Raw genomic sequence first — 17278 nt, 5'->3', positions numbered from 1 at the left:
GGTCGCGGGGGTGCTCCGGATGGCGCAGCCGCTGCACGGCACCGTTCGGGGAGCGAGCTGCGAGACGACGGACGCGGCGGTGGCTTCGTCACCGTACGGGTATCCCACTCCGGTGCGGCCGCCCGCGGGGTTCGTCGTGCTCACCGTCCGCCCTCTCCTCTCCCGTCCACCGGCCGCCGTCCGACCGCTGATGGGTACCTCGCCAGGACCCGGCGAAACGGTCGGGGCACGGGCGGGCGCATGCGTCCCCCTCTCGGGGGCGCTCTCTGCGGTGACCGGCGGTTTGCCGCCCCTCGTGGCGTGGGACCCGGACCCGGACCGTCGCGTCGACACGTGAAGGGGTGCACCGATGGCGCAGCAAGTGGCCGACTACGTTCTGGGACGTCTCCGCGAGTGGGGCGTGCACCGCGTCTACGGATACCCCGGCGACGGCATCAACGGCATGCTGGGCGCCTTCGACCGCGCAAAGGGTGATCCCGAGTTCATTCAGACGCGGCACGAGGAGATGGCGGCGTTCATGGCGTGCGGACACGCCAAGTTCACCGGTGAGGTCGGTGTCTGCGCCGCCACGTCCGGCCCCGGCGCCATCCACCTGCTCAACGGCCTCTACGACGCGAAGCTGGACCACCAGCCGGTGGTGGCCGTCGTCGGGCAGCAGAAGCGGCTGGCCCAGGGCACCCACTACCAGCAGGAAGTCGCCCTCGAACACCTCTTCGCCGACGTCTCGGAGTTCTGCCAGATCGTCATGGACCCGGGGCAGATGCGCCACGTGATCGACCGGGCGTTCAAGACCGCGCTGACGATGCGCGGCGTCGCCACCGTCATCGTTCCCGAGGACGTCCAGGAGGCCGACGCGGTGCCCTCGCCGCCCAAGTCGCACGGCGCGGTCTTCTCCAGCGTGGGCTGGAGCCGGCCGCGCGTCCTCCCCGACAAGGAGGAGCTGCGCAGGGCCGCCGACATCCTCAACGAGGGCAAGAAGGTCGCCATGCTCATCGGGCAGGGCGCCGCGAACGCCGAGTCGGAGGTCATCGAGACCGCCGAGCTGCTGGGCGCCGGTGTGGCGAAGGCGCTGCTGGGCCGCGAAGTCGTCCCTGACGACCTGCCGTTCGTCACCGGGCCCATCGGGCTGCTCGGTTCCAAGGCCAGCGACGAGATGATCATGAACTGCGACACCCTGTTCATGATCGGCAGCAGTTTCCCGTACGCGGAGTGGCTGCCCGACGAGGGCAGCTGCAAGGGCGTCGAGATCGACATCGACGGGCGGATGATCGGCATCCGCTACCCGATGGACGCGCATCTGGTCGGCGACTCCAAGGAGACACTCAAGGAGCTCATCCCCCTTCTTCACCACAAGGAGGACCGCTCCTGGCGCGAGGAGATCGAGTCGAACATCAGGACCTGGAACGAGGTGCTGGCGAAGCGGGCCGGACAGACCTTCGAGGGCAAGATCAACCCGCAGGCGGTCGCGCACGAGGTCTCCCCGCTGCTGCCGGACAACGCCCTGCTGACCGCGGACTCCGGATCGGCCACCAACTGGTGGGCCCGCCACATCAAGCTTCGCAAGGGGATGCAGGCGAGCCTGTCCGGCACCCTGGCCACCATGGGCCCCGGCGTGCCGTACGCGATCGCCGCGCGCTTCGCCTACCCGGACCGCCCCGTGATCGCCTTCGTCGGTGACGGCGCGTTCCAGATGAACGGGATGAACGAGATGATCACTGTCAAGCGGTACGCCGACCGCATGGCCGGTTCACCCCCGCTGGTCTTCTGCGTTCTCAACAACCAGGACCTCAACCAGGTCACCTGGGAACAGCGCGCCATGGGCGGCGATCCCAAGTACCCCGGCTCGCAGTTCCTGCCGGACTTCCCCTACGCCGAGTACGCGGAGCTCACGGGGTTGAAGGGCATCCGCTGCGACGATCCCGAGCAGGTCACCTCCGCCTGGGAGGAGGCCCTCGCCAGCGACCGCCCGGTCGTCCTGGAGTTCGTCGTCGACAACGAGATCGCCCCGATCCCGCCGCACATCATGAAGGAGCAGGCCAAGAAGGCCGTGAAGGCCGGCATCCGGGACCCGGAACGTACCGGGATCGCCGCTCGCGGCTTCCGCCAGAAGCTGACGGAGATGTACGAGAACCTGCCCGGCCGCAAGCACGACTGACCACCGGCCACACCCGCCCTCCCTTCGCTGGACCCGGCGTGGCCGACTTCCGGTGACCGCTCCCTGACCGGGCCTCAGTAGGCGTGGTCGGGGCCGGAGATGACGTGCCAGGGCGCGTGGTTCCACGGGCTGGCGCGGTTGGCCGGGTCCAGCAGGGTGCGCAGATGGGCGTCCGAGACGGCCTGCGGCGCGGGGAAGTCCTCGTCCGGAGTGCCCTGGAGGTTCTCCCGCCAGACCATGCGGACCAGCAGGTAGTCGTCCGCGAACTCCGTCCAGGAGGTGTATCTGGCCGTCGCCGGCGCGATGGTGCCCCGCAACAGGTGCCAGGCCGTCACTTCGTCCAGGTGCCCCGCGGCGTAGCCCTTGCGGACGACGTCGGCGTAGAGAGCCAGGTCCCAGGCGAGAGCCTGATGCCGCAGGCGGCCCGGGAGGGAGCGGCGGAAGCCCTCGGCCAGCAGCCCCTCCAGGCGGCTCAGCAGTTCCGGCCTGTCGGCTATCTCCCACTGCTCCCGCAGCCACCGCTCGGCCCGGGAGTCGTCGGAGTACCGGAACGGGTACAGCGTGCCGCTCGCGGCCTCGGAGCCCCGGTTGACGGGGGCACACAGGGACACCATCCAGAGCTGGTGAGCGGTCAGCGGCGGCGCCTGGGGAGCCGCGCCTTTGCGACGCCGGCGGAGTCTGTCGAACATGTCGAGCATGGTGCCGCAGCCTACTGCGCGTCCCCCGGCCCGCTCGGGGGCCATGGCCGGTTCCCCGCGCACACGCCGCACCCCCACGCCTCACCGGTCGCCGGGCGGGACTCCGTCCACGGTGACGACCAGGCCGCGCAGCTCGTAGCTGCCCAGGCTGTCCTTGATGCGCACGATGGGCTCACTGCTCATCCGCAGGCCGGGCAGGGCGAACAGGCGGGTGAGGAAGATGTCGGTCTCCTGGATGGCGACGGCGGCGCCGGGGCACTTGTGGGGGCCGTCGCCGAAGGAGAGGCCGGGGCCGTCGAGGTGGCCGTCGGCGCCACGCGCGGGGCACACCTGCTCCGGGGCGGGGCCGAACACCTCGGCGTCGAGGTTGGCGTCGTCGATGCGTATCTCGACCACGTCACCGGCCGGGACGGTCACCGCCGCACCGCCCTCTCCGGGCAGCTCCAGCGGGGCGGTCGTCCGGCGGCGCAGGGCGGAGACGATGGGTTCCACGCGGAGGATCTCGTGCAGGACGGCGAACCGGTCGGCCTCGTCCGCGGCCAGGTATGCGGCGCGGAGCGTGTCGTCGCAGAAGAGGTGCCAGGCGGCGACGTTGACGAACTCGCGGGTGGTGATCATGCCCGCGGCCGCGAAGGTGACGCACTCGCCCAGGATCTCCCCGGCCGTGCAGCCTTCGTCCAGCAGATGGGAGAGGAGGTCGTCGCGGCGGCGCCGGCGGCGGGCCCGTACGGCGGGTCGGACGTCGCAGAAGTACAGGGCCAGCCAGGCGACGTTGCGCCGCATCATGAAACGCAGCCCGCGCAGGCTGGTGAAACCGGGCTCCTCGAAGGTGTCCGGGAAGAAGCGCTCCAGTCTCTTCAGCAGCCCCGGTCTGCTCTCCGTCATGCCGATGACGGCCGCGGTCACCTGGACCGCCAACTCGAAGCTGAGGTCGGAGAGCTGAGCGCTGCCCGCCCGGCGCAGGTGGGCGAGCTGTCCGTCCGCCACGCGGATCATCAGGTCGCGGTAGTGCTCCGAGACGCGGCGCGGGGTGAAGTACCGGGCGGTCTGGCGGCGGTGCTCGCGGTGCTCGGGACCGTCACGGTAGAGCACGGGGCGCCGCACCGAAGAGGGCAGCTTCTCGACGGTCTCGACGCCGAGGCCCGCCTGCAGGGTGCCGCCGCCGCGCAGTGCAGCGCGGGCCGCGTCGTGGCCGCCCACCCGCCACACTCCGTCGGTCTCGTGCCGTACCGGGCACCGGTCGGCCTCCGGCGTCACCGGTGCCGTCTTGCGCCCCGCACCCGGCCCCCGTCTGCTGTGCGCGTCGTGCGTGCCCTGGGTCTTCCCGCCACTCACCTGCGTCCCCTTCTTCCGACGTGCGGCTCCCGACGAGCGGGCGGCGGTACCGGATGTGCTCCGCCCGCGGTGCGGACACACGGCCGTACGCGCTGCGGGACACGCCGTGCGGGGCACGCGATGTGCCTCGCGCCCGTGGCGGTGTCCGTGTCCGGGTGCGTCCGCAGCAGCCTGTGCCGCGCCCGTACCCGCCCGCACATGCCACGGATTCGCACACGCGCTCGCCTCGGTACGTGAGCGCGCAGACTATCGTGCCCATGTGCCGGGTCCGCACGCGGAGTTGCTGTTCTTCGGCCACGCCCCGCCGGCTGCGCACGGCGCTGTTGCGACAGCAGGTGCCCCGTGCCCCGGGACGCTGCGGGGCGACCCGGTAAGACGCCACGTGCAGTCCGGCGTCCGGCCAAGGACTTTCCCATGTCGGCGTGTGCGCGCCGGTCTGGCGGCATGCGCGCGCCCGTCGGTGTTCGGCGCGCGCGTCCGCTTGTCGGGCGGCCCCGCCGCTGCTTGACTGCGCCACGTCAGGCTGGCTCCCGGGGGGAGACCCATGGAGATCGCGCGCAGACATGTCCTGTCCCTGCTGTCCGCCGCCGGGCTGGCCGCGGTGATCCCGCCGGGCCAGGCCGCGGCAGCGGCCGCGGGCGGTCCCACGAGCGGCACCGGGACCGAACGGTTGCTGGGCAACGCGACCGCCTCGCTCGCCGGGACACCGGCGTCGAACGCGCGCCCGGAGACGGCAGCGAAGCTCGCAGACGTCGCCCGGACCGCCACCGAGAGCCTCGACCGCATGGCGGCGGCCGGCAGGGGCGAGCTGTTCGCGGGACTGCCGTTGGGCAGCAGCGACACGAACCTCGACACCTCGTTCCGGATGCTGTCCCAGATCGCCGTGGCAGCGCGGGCGCCCGGGCTCGGTACCGGCGGCGCCGCGGCGCGCCGCAAGGTCGTCGACGGGCTGGCCAGGCTGCACGAGGAGTTCTACGGCGACCAGTCGAAGGGCTACTACGGCAACTGGTTCACCTGGGAGATCGGCATCTCCACCAGTGTCACGGCGACATGCGTGCTGCTCGCGGACGACCTTGCCGAGCAGCGTCCCGAACTGACCCGCACCTGCATCGCCTCCATGGACGCGTACCTGCGCAACGGCAAGAATGGCGACGTCGACCTCGACTCCCGCTTCCACACCGGCGCCAATCTCGCCGACATCACCACCAACCGCCTGCTGCAAGGTGCCCTCCTCGGCGACGAGGGACGCATCCGCAAGGCGCTGGAGGACCAGCTCACGGTGTACGCCACGGTCGACCCGTACCACCTGCGGCACGGCGTCACCGACGGGCACTACGCCGACGGATCGTTCGTCCAGCACGGATCCGTGGCCTACACCGGCTCGTACGGGAAGGGACTGCTGGCGCGGGCCGTGCAGACGCTGAAGGTGCTCGACGGAACCGGTTACGCGGACACCGGGGCCCTGGTGCCCGTCATCGACCGGTGGGTGACCGACGGCTTCGCACCGGTCGTCTTCGAGGGCTGGATGATGGAGATCGTCAAGGGCCGGGCCGTCTCCCGGAAGGACAGCGGGTACGCGGACTCGGCCGCGGTCGCGGAGGCCGTCACGGACCTGTCGGTGTACGCGGGCGACGAGCGGGCCGCGGCGCTCAGGAGCTACGTCAAGCACCTGCACGAGTCCTCGGCCACCGCACCCGAGACCGCCCGGTTCGCCTCGCCGCTGACGGTGGTGCGGTACGCGGAGATCGTGGGCGACGCGTCCTTGCCGGCCAGGGACCTCAACCCGGCGGCGCGCAGCACCGCGTTCAACGCCATGGACAGGACCGTGCACCGCCGCCCCGGCTTCGCGTTCGCGCTCGCACGCAGTTCGGAGCGGGTCAGCAAGTACGAGTACATGAGCGGCGAGAACCTGCTGCCCTGGTTCCAGGGCGACGGGGCCCACTACCTCTACCTGTCCGGGCAGGACCAGGCGCAGGCGTTCGGCGCCGACTACTTCACGACCGTCCCGCCGTACGGGCTCGCCGGGGTGACGGCGCCCGAGGAGCGGCGCCGCACCGTCCCGGAGCTGTACGGGAAGCCCTACTACGACAACCCCGGCCATCCGCTGCACTTCACCGCCTCCTCCGAGTCGCAGAACACGTACGTGTACTTTCCGCGCGGCACCAACCGGCACTCGGGAGGCGCGGTGCTCGGCACCTACGGCGCGGCCGGCATGGTGCAGTCCGACGACGTGGCGTACGCCGAACGCGACCGCCTGCCCGACGACTTCACCGTCTACCGCAACGCCACCGCGACCAAGTCGTGGTTCCTGCTGGACGAGGAGATCGTGATACTGGCGGCCGGTGTCGGCGACCGGGGCGGACGTGCGGTGACGACCACGGTGGACGCCCGCATCGCCGACCCCGGCGCCGACATCGGTATCGCCGGGGAACGGTACGGAGGCGGCGCCTTCTCCGCCGCCGGTACGGCACCGCTGCGCTGGCTGCGGTACGCCGACGACACCCGCGGCGTCTCGGTGGGCTACGTCTTCCTCGACCCGCGGCCGCACCCGGTGACCGTCGGGCTGGAGACCGTCACCCGCAATCGCCGGGCCGTACGGACGGGCAACCCCGACGAGACCGTCACCCGGCAGGTCTTCCGCGCCGCGTTCCGCCAGGAGGCACACGCCGGGCCCCGCTCCTACGCCTACGCCCTCGTCCCGCACGCGACGGAGCGGGGGCTACGGGCGTACGGGGCGCAGCAGTTGCCCGGCGGCCGGCGGGCGCACGGAGCACCCGACCGGCGCCTTGCCGTCCTCGCCAACACCACTGGGGTACAGGCGGTGCACCACGCCGGGCTCGGCTTGCTGGCGGCGAACTTTTTCGCCCGCGGCCCCCGGACCGTCGCGGGCCTGCGGCTCGACGGCCCCGCTTCGGTGCTGGTGCGACGCGCGGGGCGGGCGGTGACCGTCGCCGTCTCCGACCCGACCATGCGGCGCGACACCGTCACGCTGCTGCTGCGCGGTCGGCGGCTGCGGCCGGTGGAGGAGGCGGAAGGCGTCCGGATCCGCGCCGCACGGGGCGGCACCCTGCTCAGCTTCCGTACCCGCCACGCCTACGGGCGCAGCTTCTCCGTCACCCTCCGCTGAATGCGGTCCCGATCCCGTTCGCGGCCCCGGTCCGGGGAGCGGTCCGGGCTGCGGGTGCCTCCGGCGGTCGCGGCGTACCCTTGTTGCATATGACTTGCAACAGCGTGGGTAATGCAGCAAGCCGGGGCCGCCGCCCCGACCCACCGACCGCACCGCACCACCGCACCGGAGTCCGCCTTGCGCACCGCCGAGATCCGCAGCCGCTTCCTCGACTTCTTCGCCGAGCGCGGTCACACCCTCGTCCCCAGCGCCCCCCTGCCGACGCCCGACCCGACACTGCTGTTCGTCAACGCGGGCATGGTGCCGTTCAAGCCCTACCTGACCGGTGAGAGCGCACCGCCGTGGCCACGTGCGGCGAGCGCGCAGAAGTGTGTGCGCACCCTCGACATCGAGGAGGTGGGCCGCACCACCCGGCACGGCTCCTTCTTCCAGATGATGGGCAACTTCTCCTTCGGCGACTACTTCAAGGAACAGGCGATCGCCCTCGCCTGGGAGCTGTCCACCGCCCCCGTCGCGGAGGGCGGCTTCGGCCTGGATCCCGACCGGATCTGGGTGACCGTCCACCACTCCGACTCCGCAGCGCGTGGACTGTGGCAGCGGATCGCCGGACTGCCCGACGAGCGCATCGTGGCGCGGGGCGACGAGGACAACTTCTGGTCGATGGGCGTGCCCGGCCCGTGCGGCCCCTGCTCGGAGCTGTACTACGACCGGGGCCCGGAGCTGGGCCCGGCGGGCGGACCGGCGGTCGACGAGGACCGGTACATGGAGTTCTGGAACCTGGTCTTCATGCAGTACGAGCGCGGCGAGGGGCAGGGCAGGACCGGGTACCCGGTCCTGGGCGAGCTGCCCCGGCCCAACATCGACACCGGCATGGGCCTGGAGCGCATGGCGACCCTCCTCCAGGGGGTCGACAACGTCTACGAGACCGACGAGATCCGGCCCGTCCTGGAGCGCGCCGCCACCCTGGCCGGGGTCCGCTACGGCGCCGGTACGGAGTCCGACATCCGGCTGCGCGTCGTCGCCGACCACGTGCGGACCGCCCTGATGCTGCTGGCCGACGGCACCACTCCCGGCAACGAGGGCCGCGGCTACGTGCTCCGCCGCATTCTGCGCCGCGCCGTCCGCTCCATGCGGCAGCTCGGCCACGAGAACCCGGCGCTGGGCGAGCTCCTCCCGGTCGCCCGGGACTGCATGGCACCCGGCTACCCGGAACTCGCCGAGGCCGAGGTCTACGAGCGGATCGCCGACCGGGCGTGCGCGGAGGAGGACGCCTTCCGGGCCACCCTGCGGCAGGGCACCACCGTCCTCGACACCGCCGTGGACCGGGTCAGGGCCCGGGGCGGCAGCACCCTGTCCGGCGACGAGGCGTTCCGGCTGCACGACACCTACGGGTTCCCCGTCGAGCTGACCCTGGAGATGGCCGCGGAGAAGGGCGTCGACGTCGACCGGGAGGGTTTCGCCGCCCTCATGCGCAACCAGCGGGAGCGCGCCCGCCAGGACGCCCGGGCCCGCAAGGCAGGGGTCGGCACGGCAGCGGGAAGCCCGGCGGACCCGGCGAGCACAGCCGCGCTGCGGTCGGTGCTGACGGCCCACGGGGAGACCGACTGGCTGGCCTGGGAGACGCTGGAGACCGACTCCCGCGTGCTGGCGCTGCTGGCCGTCGACGGGCCCGTCCCCGCGGCCCGGGAAGGCGAGATCGTCACCCTGCTGCTGGACCGGACGCCCTTCTATGCGGAGTCCGGCGGGCAGGAGAGCGACGCCGGCCGCATCGTCGGCCCTTCCGCGGCAGCCGAGGTCCTCGACGTTCAGCGGCCGCTCCCCGGGCTGATCACCCACCAGGTCCGCGTGAGTGCGGGAGAGCTGGCTGTCGGTGACAGCGTGCGGGCAGCCGTAGATGCCGAGTGGCGGCTGGGTGCCCGCCAGGCCCACTCCGGCACCCACGTCCTGCACGCGGCGCTCCGCGAGATCCTGGGCCCCACAGCCCTCCAGTCCGGCTCCTACAACCGCCCCGGCTACCTGCGTCTGGACTTCCCCTGGCGCGGTGGCCTGTCCGCGTCGGCGCGCAGCGAGATCGAGGAGAGCGCCAACCGGGCGCTGCGCCGGGACCTGCCCGTGGACGTCCGCTGGATGACGCTCGCCGAGGCCCGGGAGATCGGCGCCCTCGCCCTGTTCGATGCGGCGTACGGGGAGCGGGTCCGCGTCGTCGAGATCGGCGGCGCCTGGTCCCGCGAGCTGTGCGGCGGTACGCACGTCGCGCACGCCGCGCAGATCGGCACGCTCGCGCTCACCGCCGAGTCCTCGATCGGTGCGGGACTGCGTCGGCTGGAGGCGGCTGTCGGGCTGGAGGGATTCGCCTACCTCGCCCGCGAACGCGATCTGGTCTCCCGCATCGCCGAGCAGCTCCAGGCACCCCGCGCCGAGCTCCCGGACCGGATCGGCACCCTGCTGGAACGGCTCAAGGCGACCGAGCGGGAGAACCGGCGCCTGCGGCAGGAGGCCGCCACGGCTCGGGCGGCGGAGTGGGCGGACGCGGCGGTGGACGCGGGGGGCGTCCTGGTGGCCGTGGCGACCGCCGAGCACACCGACGACGCACGCGCCCTCGCCACCGCCGTACGGGACAGGCTGCCCGCCAGGCAGCCCGGTGTCGTCGCCGTCGGAAAGGCAGCCGACACCGCCGACACTGCCGACACCGCCGACGCCACCGCCACGGTGGTGACGGCCGTCAACGAGGCCGCGCAGGCCGCGGGGTACTCGGCGTCCGCGCTGGTCGAACGGCTGCTGCGCGGTCGGGGCGGCGGCTCGGACCGGATCGCCCAGGGCGGCGGCCTCCCCGCCACCGAGCTCCCGGCCCTGCTGGCGTCGGTGCCCGGCCTGGTCGCCGGAGACTGACGGTCGGCGCCCGTGCGTCACCGCCCCCGCACCCTGTGGAGTGCCTCTCGCACCGGGAGTCGCCCCTCCGGTCACGGGAAACCCGTGGGGCGGACGGGACGCGGGCTCCGAGGCGGGGTACCCGGGTCGGAGGAAGGCAGCCTTTCAGAGGGGATCGTCATGAGTGAGCAGACTCCTTCGCAGGCCGAGGGCGAGCGCGACGACGACGTCCAGGAAGTCCGCTCCGGTCCGTCCACCGGGCGCCGCAAGCCCGAGCAACACCCGGACTGCCCCCGCACCACCCCCTCCCAGGCCGAAGGGGAGCGCGACGAGGAACCGGGCAGGAGCTGAGCCCTCCACGGAGCACGCCAGGCGCGGCCCCCGCGCGCCCGGGGCCCGCGTGGGCGCGGCCCGCGATGCGCGGCACCGCGCTCAGCCGGCCTCGGGGCCCGTATCTGCCTCGGGAGCCTGGGCGGCGAGTCGGTCGACGCGGGCGGCGGTCTCCTGCGACCGGTGCCGGGCCCGCTGCACGGCGCGCTCGGCCCGGCGCACCGCGTTGTGGGCGTCGCGGGCGGCCGCCTTCCGGCCGTGCTGCTCCTGCTCCGCGTCGCGCAGCTTGTCGTCCAGCTCGTTCACGCGCCGCTCCGCACGCTCCTGCCGCTGCGTGGCACGGTCGGCCTCCTGCTGCGCCGAACGCTCCTCCTTCTCCCGCGCGCCCAGTTCACGCTCGGCCTCGCGGGCCTGCTCGCGTGCCCGGGCGAGCTCCTGTCTGTGCTGCTCGCTCCGGTGCCGGCCACGGCGGGAGCCGGAGGATGATCCGGCGGACTGCTGCTCGGAGCCCCGTACGGCGCCGCTCTTCTTGCCGCTCCCCCGCCTGCGGGACGGCGCTGCGGGGGCCGCGGGCGCGCCCGTGTCGCCGGTGAACCCGACCGGGGCGGCCAGCGGGCGGTCGAGGCGGCCCGCCGCCCACTCCTGACCGGCCTGCGCGTCGGCCAGGGCGGCGTGCAGCGTCTCGGCCACCGCACGCAGGGCGTCGTCGCTGATGCGGTGACCGGAGGCGGCGGCCAGGTCCGCCGCCTCCCGTGCGAGCCGGCTGGTCACCTGGTGCTGACGGGTGGAGAGCGCGCGCAGTTGCGCACCGTCCAGGTCCCGCTGCGCCTGCCGCAGCGCCTCGCCCAGCTCCCGCAGCAGGCGTACCTGTTCGGGCTGTTCACGGACCAGGAGGTTGCTCGCCCAGGCCGCCAGGGTCGGCCGACGGAGGCGGTGGATGCTGCGGGCCAGCTCCGCGTGGCCGGCCTTCCGCGCCTGCCGCGCCCGCTCGTCACGGGTGCCGGTGAAGTCGGCGGGCGGCAGTCCGTACAGCTCGTCGGCGACCGTCTCCAGGTCCACCCGTCCTCCCGCGGTGCGAAGGCCAGTACGTGCGCACCAGCGGTACCCGCCCGCGGCGCCCCGCTTCGTGCTGGGAGGAAAAAGCACTCGTCGGCGCCATACGCCACCCTTTCCGGCAGTCATCACCCTTTCGGCGGAAAGCAGCTGTCACGTCATTCAAACGGCCCAAGCCGGGACATGCTCCCAGTGTCCTACCGGCAAGAGGAAAGGCAGCCCAGATGCGCAAGCTCCGTCCCGTGTTCGTCGCCGCCGCAGCCGCTCTCACGACGCTCGTCCTGGGTGGGGGCACCGCCAGCGCGGCGACCGGTGACATCACCGTCTTCGAGACCGAGCTCCAGCCGCTCACGACGTACGAGAACCCCGAAGGCTGCCACAAACTGCCCGCGTTCGCGCATGTGCTGACCAACAGGACGGACAAGCCGGTGAAGGTGTACGGCGACCCCTTCTGCCTGACCCCCGCTCTGACGGTGCAGCCCGGACACGGCTCCCATGTCGCCCCCGGCAGCGGCAGTTTCTCCGTCTGACGCCTTTCCCGCCCCGGCACGGGGACTTCGCACCTCGAACGGCATACGGGCAGAGAGGTCCGCATGACATGTGACCTGGCCGTCGTGGGCCTGGGCTACATCGGATTACCGCTGACACAACGCGCGTGCGCGACGGGCCTGTCGACGGTCGGGTACGACGTGTCCCGGCAGGTGGTCGACGCCCTGCACGCAGGGCACTCCCACGTCGACGACGTGAGCGACGCAGAGGTCGCCGCGATGCGCGCGGCCGGTTTCCGCGCCACCACGGACCCGTCCGTCCTGGCAACTGCCGGCACCGTCGTCGTCTGCGTACCCACGGGTCTCGGCCCGACGGGCGCACCGGATCTGGGCCCCCTGCGGACGGCTGTCGAGCAGGTGGCAGCCCACCTGCGGCCGGGCACGCTGGTGGTCGTCGAGTCCACCAGCCACCCGGGCACCACCGAGGAAGTCGTACGGCCCCTGCTGGAGCGGGGCAGCGGCCTGAGAGTGGGTGAGGACTTCCACCTCGCCTACTCACCGGAGCGCATCGACCCAGGCAATCCGTCCTTCACCATGAGCAACACCCCGCGCGTGGTCAGTGGTTGCACACCGCTGTGCGCGAAGCACGCGGTCGCCTTCTACAGCCGGCTGGTGGACACCGTGGTGGTGGCCCGCGGCACAAGAGAAGCCGAGATGGCGAAGCTGCTGGAGAACACCTACCGGTACGTCAACATCGCCCTGGTCGACGAAGTCGCCCTGTTCTGCGACAAGATGGGCATCGACATCTGGGACGTGCTCCACTGCGCCGCCACGAAACCCTTCGGTTTCACCGCGTTCACTCCGGGCGCGGGAATCGGCGGCCACTGCATTCCGGTCGATCCGCGCTATCTCGCGGTCAAGGCCGAGTCCGAGGGTTTCTCCTTCCGCATGCTGTCGGCCGCCAAGGACGTGCTCGGCATGATGCCCCGGCACGTCGTGCAGCGCGCCGCCGCGCTGCTGGCTGCGCGGGGCACACCGCTGCACGGTGCACGGGTACTGCTGCTGGGAGTCACCTACAAGCCGGACATCGCCGACACGCGCGAGTCCCCCGCTTTCCAGGTCGCGGCGCACCTGCGCTCGGGCGGTGCCTCCGTGGCCTACCACGACCCGTACGTACCCGCCTTCCACTGCGAGGGGCAACCGCTCAGACGCCACACGGACGTGGCCGCGGGGCTCGCCGAGAGCGATGTCGCGCTGCTGCTGCAGGACCACTCCTGTTACGACCCGACGGTCCTGGCACGGGCGCGCTGCCCCGTGCTGGATACGCGGGGCAGAACCGCGGGGGCCCACGTCACCCGCCTGTGAGCCCCCTGTCCTCCGCGCACTCGGCCGGGGCCTCTCGCGGCCCGGCCGCTCACAGACTTGCGTGCCTCACGGGGAGACGCACGCGAGGGCGGCACCGGACACCGGAAGACCGGCGCCGTCTGTCACCGCACCACCGGAAAGGAACGGCATGACCACTGCCATCGCCAACGACCGTCTGCTCAAGCGCTTCGACAAGTGGGACGCGGACGCCAACGGCGTCCTGGAGAGGGGGGACTTCAAGGAGGAGGCCGCCAAGATCGCGCACGCGTTCGGCAAGCCGGTGGACTCCCGGGAGGTGCAGGCGCTCCGGGACGCCTTCGAGGGGCTGTTCGACTACCTCGCCCGTGAGGCGGGTGCCGGACCGTCCGGCACCCTCACCAAGGAGCAGTTCCTCCAGGTCACCGGCAACCTGATCTTCCAGGGCGGCGAGGCCAACTTCAACCGGGTGCTGGGCCCCGTGGTCAAGGCCATCATCGGCATCTGCGACAAGAACGGCGACGGCCAGATCAACGCCGAGGAGTTCGAGGCCTGGCTGGCAGGCATCGGCGTCAACCGCACGGAGGCGAAGGAGGCCTTCCAGCAGGTGGACTCCAACAGCGACGGGGAGCTGTCGCTGGAGGAGCTGCTGGCGGCGGTCCGCGAGTACCACTTCGGCCGGCTCGACGTCGAGCTGCTGGGCTGAGCCCGGTCACGGGCCCGATGTGAGCGCCGGTGGCCCCGCCGAGCGGGGCCACCGGCCTTTGCGTGCGGTGGGTGCCCGGGTGCCGGACACCGGACATCGAAGGGCTCACTCCGCCGGGGTGAAGGAGACCGGCATCTCGGGGCACAGACCCAGGTCCTCGCCGGTGAGGAGCCGGCCGGCGTGGACGAGGATGTTGTAGTGGTTGGGGAAGTGGCAGGCGTCGAAGCCGAGCACGGTGCCGATGTGGGCACCGTCGAGCCACAGGTCGTCGCCGCGGTCGAGCACACCACCGCACGACAGCTCGACGAAGCCGAGGAAGCCGACCCGGTCGATGCGGGAGCCGGGCGCGGTCTCGCGGTGGTCGGTGGTGACCAGCTCGTGCACCTCGCCGCGGCGCACGCAGCGACTGGCGTACGGCTCCAGCGCCATGCCGCGTTCGGTCCGTGCGTGCAGCAGCACCTTGACGAGGGAGCCGTGCACCGGCCGCTTCGCTCCGTTCTCCCGCAGGGCGTCCGGGCCTCCCCGCAGGGCGTCGGCCGGTCGGGGCAGCCGCTTCTGCCGGGCCGTCCGTGGTGTCACAGGGCCACCTCTCCCTCCGCCGCCCGCGCCGGCGGCTGTGCGTACCGGTAGCTGTCCGCCACCAGTTCCAGCGCGGCGAGCCCGCCGTCGGGGCGCGTCCGCGTGTCGATCGCGGCGGCGAAGTCGGCGAGGATGCCGACGTACTCGTGCCACAGCGACGCCTTGAACCCGGGGTGCAGGGCGAGCATGTCGGCGTACAGGGCGGTGCCGTCCGTCAGCCGGACCTCGATGTCCTTGGTCTCCCCCGGCCGGCTCCAGTCCAGCTCGACGCGGGCCGCCGTGCCCTGCTCGCTCCGCAGATCGACGACGGCCTGCCGGTCGGTGCCGTGCCGGTCCCGGACGACGGTGGCCCGGCGGACGGTGACCTCGCCGATCAGGAGCCGCACCAGGTCGAAGGCGTTCGGCCCGTTGTCGGCGACGCAGCCGCCGCCGCAGCACTCCGGGTCCAGGTACCAGGTGTCGCCGCCGATGTGTTCCTCGATGCGCTCCAGGTAGCGGACGCGTACGGAGGCGATCCGCCCGGCGGCGGGCAGTTCGCGGCGCAGCCCGGCCACGGCGTCGTTGTAGCGCCGGTGGAAGGCGGTGAACAGCGGGGTGTCCGCCTCCCGTGCCAGGGCGGCCAGTTCGCGCCCTTCCCCGACGGTGAGAGCCAGGGGCTTCTCCACGCAGACGGCAACTCCGGCATGCAGGGCGTCCGCGCACACGGAGGCGTGCACGTGGTTGGGGACGGCGACGACCACGGCGTCCAGACGTGCTTCCGCCAGCATGCTGCGGTGGTCGGAGAAGCAGGGCACCCGGCCGTGGTACGGCTGCAGGGCCGGGGCGTGCACGTCGCACAGGGCGGCCAGTTCCCAGTCGGGCGCGGCCTCGACTGCGGCGAGGTAGTACCGCGAGATGGAGCCGAGGCCGGCCAGGCCGATGCGGCGGCGGGTCATCGTGCGCTCCTTCCCGCGCCGCCGTGTACGCCCCGGTGGCGGGGCGGCAGCAGGCCGAGCTCCACGAGTTCCGCGTACAGGTGGGCGGGGAGCGGGATGCCGTCCCGCAAGCGGTCGCGGGCGCGTTCGGCCTCCCACCACCCCGGATAGCGCACGGGAGGGCGTCCGGGCACGGCCGGACACCGGGTCAGCGTGCCGAAGAGGGACGCCGCCTCGGCGCGGAAGTCTGCCCCGACGCGCGAGCCCTCCCCGGCGCGCGGGCCCGCCACTCCGCGGGCCTCCGTCTCAGCGCCGGGATCCGCCTCGGCCGGAAGCCCCACATGCGGGCAAGGCCCCGCAGCAGTCCGGGACTTCGCGTCGGTGCCGGGCTCCGCGTCATCCGACGGGTGCGCATCATGACGGGGCTCCGCGTCGATACCGGGCTCCGCGTCGGTGACGGACTCCACATCAAGACGGGGCTCCGCCCCGATACCGGGCTCCGCGTCGGTGACGGGCTCCGCACCGGCGTGGGGCTCCGTGCGGCCGCGGGGCTGCGTCCCGGTGCGGAGGGCGTCCGGGGAGACGGCCAGGGCGAGGAAGCCGATGTCGTCGTCCCGGCCGTGCGGGCGCCCGTCGCCGTTCAGCGCGCCGGGGGCCGGACCCACCTGCGCGCCGGGCAGCAGCGCGGCCAGCACCTCGACGGCGAGGCCCAGCCCGTACCCCTTGAAGGCCCCCGTCTCCGGGTCGCCGCCCAGCCACCGCAGGTAGGCCTCACCGCGGTCGAAGGCGGCCGGATCGGTCACGGGGGTGCCGTCGCCGTCCTCCAGCCAGCCCTCCGGTACGGGCTCACCCCGGCGGGCCGCGGTCCGCACCCGCCCGGTGGGGACGACGGTGGAGCTCATGTCGAGGACGAACGGGTGTCCCTCCAGTGCCGGGGCCGCCACACTGAGCGGGTTGGTACCCAGCATCGCGAGCAGCCCGTGCGGGGGCCGGGCGATGCGCTGGCCGCCGCAGTTGCCGGCCAGGATCCCGATCATGCCCTGCCGGGCCGCGCGCGCCGCGTGGTAGCCGGCGCAGCCGAAGTGCGTGGCGTTCCGTACGGACACCAGGCCGACGCCGTGCCGCCGGGCGCGCTCCGCGGCCAGATCCATCGCCTCGGCAGCCGCCCACAGCCCCAGCGCCCGGCCCGAGTCCAGCAGCACGCAGGCCCCCAGGTCCGTCACTGTGCACGGTTCGGCGCCCGGGTCGGCCCGCCCGGACTCCAGCAGCGGCAGGTAGAGCCGGGCGAGGTTGAACAGTCCGTGCGAGCCGAGCCCGGCCAGGTCGCCGTAGCACAGGGCGTCCGCCGCGAGGCGGGCCCGCGCGGGAGGCACGCCCCGCGCGGCGAACGCTTCCCGGGCGGCCGCCAGCAGCTCGGCGTGGCCGACGACGACGGTGTCGTCATTGGAGTCGGAGCCGGAAGCGCTGTCGGCGCCGGTTCCGGTCCCCGTCGCGGCTCCGGTTCCGTGACGGCTTCCAGGGCCCGGGCCCGCGTCGCCGGTCGCAGGGGATGCGTTGTCGGAGCGGTCCGAGGCGTCCTGGTCCTGCACTGTCATGCGGTTCCCTTTCTGGACGGAGCAGGTGACGTAACTGGTGGGGCGGCTCCCCCGGTTGCCGGGGGCGTGGTCGGGCACGGGAGGACGGA

The 17278-nt window shown here is 72.9% G+C and carries 13 protein-coding genes; 7 read left to right on the top strand and 6 right to left on the bottom strand.

Annotated elements, in window-relative coordinates; genetic code table 11:
* Positions 1-349: 349 nt before the first annotated feature.
* Positions 350-2155 (top strand): thiamine pyrophosphate-requiring protein, encoded by a 1806-nt coding sequence (locus H297_RS0114400; protein ID WP_027737631.1) that lies wholly within the window; start codon positions 350-352, stop codon positions 2153-2155.
* A gap of 74 nt (positions 2156-2229) precedes the next feature.
* Here H297_RS0114400 and H297_RS0114395 read toward each other — a convergent pair whose 3' ends face one another.
* Both H297_RS0114395 and H297_RS36340 read right to left on the bottom strand, forming a co-directional pair.
* Positions 2230-2844, bottom strand: a complete 615-nt coding sequence (locus tag H297_RS0114395; RefSeq protein ID WP_486589514.1) for a DUF1266 domain-containing protein — start codon at positions 2842-2844, stop codon at positions 2230-2232.
* A 90-nt stretch (positions 2845-2934) separates the two neighbouring features.
* A complete protein-coding gene (locus H297_RS36340) occupies positions 2935-4188 on the bottom strand; it encodes a cytochrome P450 (RefSeq protein WP_486589513.1) in 1254 nt (417 codons plus the stop codon).
* 544 nt (positions 4189-4732) lie between these two features.
* Here H297_RS36340 and H297_RS0114385 point away from each other — a divergent pair.
* The 3 genes from H297_RS0114385 (at position 4733) to H297_RS41575 (ending at position 10534) form a co-directional block, all read left to right on the top strand.
* A complete protein-coding gene (locus H297_RS0114385) occupies positions 4733-7315 on the top strand; it encodes a polysaccharide lyase family 8 super-sandwich domain-containing protein (protein WP_027737629.1) in 2583 nt (860 codons plus the stop codon).
* Positions 7316-7492: 177 nt separating this feature from the next.
* Positions 7493-10204 carry an alanine--tRNA ligase gene (gene alaS, locus H297_RS0114380; protein ID WP_027737628.1) on the top strand — a complete coding sequence of 904 codons (2712 nt, stop codon included), beginning with the start codon at positions 7493-7495 and terminating at the stop codon, positions 10202-10204.
* A 159-nt stretch (positions 10205-10363) separates the two neighbouring features.
* Positions 10364-10534, top strand: a complete 171-nt coding sequence (locus tag H297_RS41575) for a hypothetical protein (protein ID WP_106959623.1) — start codon at positions 10364-10366, stop codon at positions 10532-10534.
* An 81-nt stretch (positions 10535-10615) separates the two neighbouring features.
* Here the strand turns inward: H297_RS41575 and H297_RS36335 are convergent, their stop codons facing one another.
* A complete protein-coding gene (locus tag H297_RS36335) occupies positions 10616-11572 on the bottom strand; it encodes a hypothetical protein (protein WP_051351822.1) in 957 nt (318 codons plus the stop codon).
* Between the two features lie 218 nt (positions 11573-11790).
* Here H297_RS36335 and H297_RS0114365 point away from each other — a divergent pair, with 218 nt between their 5' ends.
* The 3 genes from H297_RS0114365 (at position 11791) to H297_RS0114355 (ending at position 14101) form a co-directional block, all read left to right on the top strand.
* A complete protein-coding gene (locus H297_RS0114365; protein ID WP_027737627.1) occupies positions 11791-12096 on the top strand; it encodes a hypothetical protein in 306 nt (101 codons plus the stop codon).
* 63 nt (positions 12097-12159) lie between these two features.
* Positions 12160-13419, top strand: coding sequence for a nucleotide sugar dehydrogenase (locus H297_RS0114360; protein ID WP_027737626.1), 1260 nt, complete (start codon positions 12160-12162; stop codon positions 13417-13419).
* A gap of 148 nt (positions 13420-13567) precedes the next feature.
* The gene (locus H297_RS0114355; RefSeq protein WP_027737625.1) at positions 13568-14101 is read left to right on the top strand and encodes an EF-hand domain-containing protein; all 534 of its coding nucleotides are present in this window, start codon (positions 13568-13570) and stop codon (positions 14099-14101) included.
* A 105-nt stretch (positions 14102-14206) separates the two neighbouring features.
* Here the strand turns inward: H297_RS0114355 and H297_RS0114350 are convergent, their stop codons facing one another.
* The 3 genes from H297_RS0114350 to H297_RS42705 are packed head-to-tail and all read right to left on the bottom strand — an operon-like array spanning position 14207 to position 17189.
* The gene (locus H297_RS0114350; protein WP_486589512.1) at positions 14207-14680 is read right to left on the bottom strand and encodes a DUF6917 domain-containing protein; all 474 of its coding nucleotides are present in this window, start codon (positions 14678-14680) and stop codon (positions 14207-14209) included.
* The gene (locus H297_RS36330; RefSeq protein WP_037794076.1) at positions 14677-15615 is read right to left on the bottom strand and encodes a Gfo/Idh/MocA family protein; all 939 of its coding nucleotides are present in this window, start codon (positions 15613-15615) and stop codon (positions 14677-14679) included. Before H297_RS36330 ends, H297_RS0114350 begins: the two co-directional genes overlap by 4 nt.
* Positions 15612-17189: an Ldh family oxidoreductase gene (locus H297_RS42705; protein WP_078514053.1), complete on the bottom strand. Its 1578-nt coding sequence runs from the start codon at positions 17187-17189 to the stop codon at positions 15612-15614. Before H297_RS42705 ends, H297_RS36330 begins: the two co-directional genes overlap by 4 nt.
* Positions 17190-17278: the final 89 nt, after the last annotated feature.

The sequence above is a fragment of the Streptomyces sp. CNT360 genome (genome assembly GCF_000424785.1).
The sequence above is the reverse complement of the archived record's forward strand: the minus strand, read 5'-3'. Positions and strand labels throughout refer to the sequence as shown.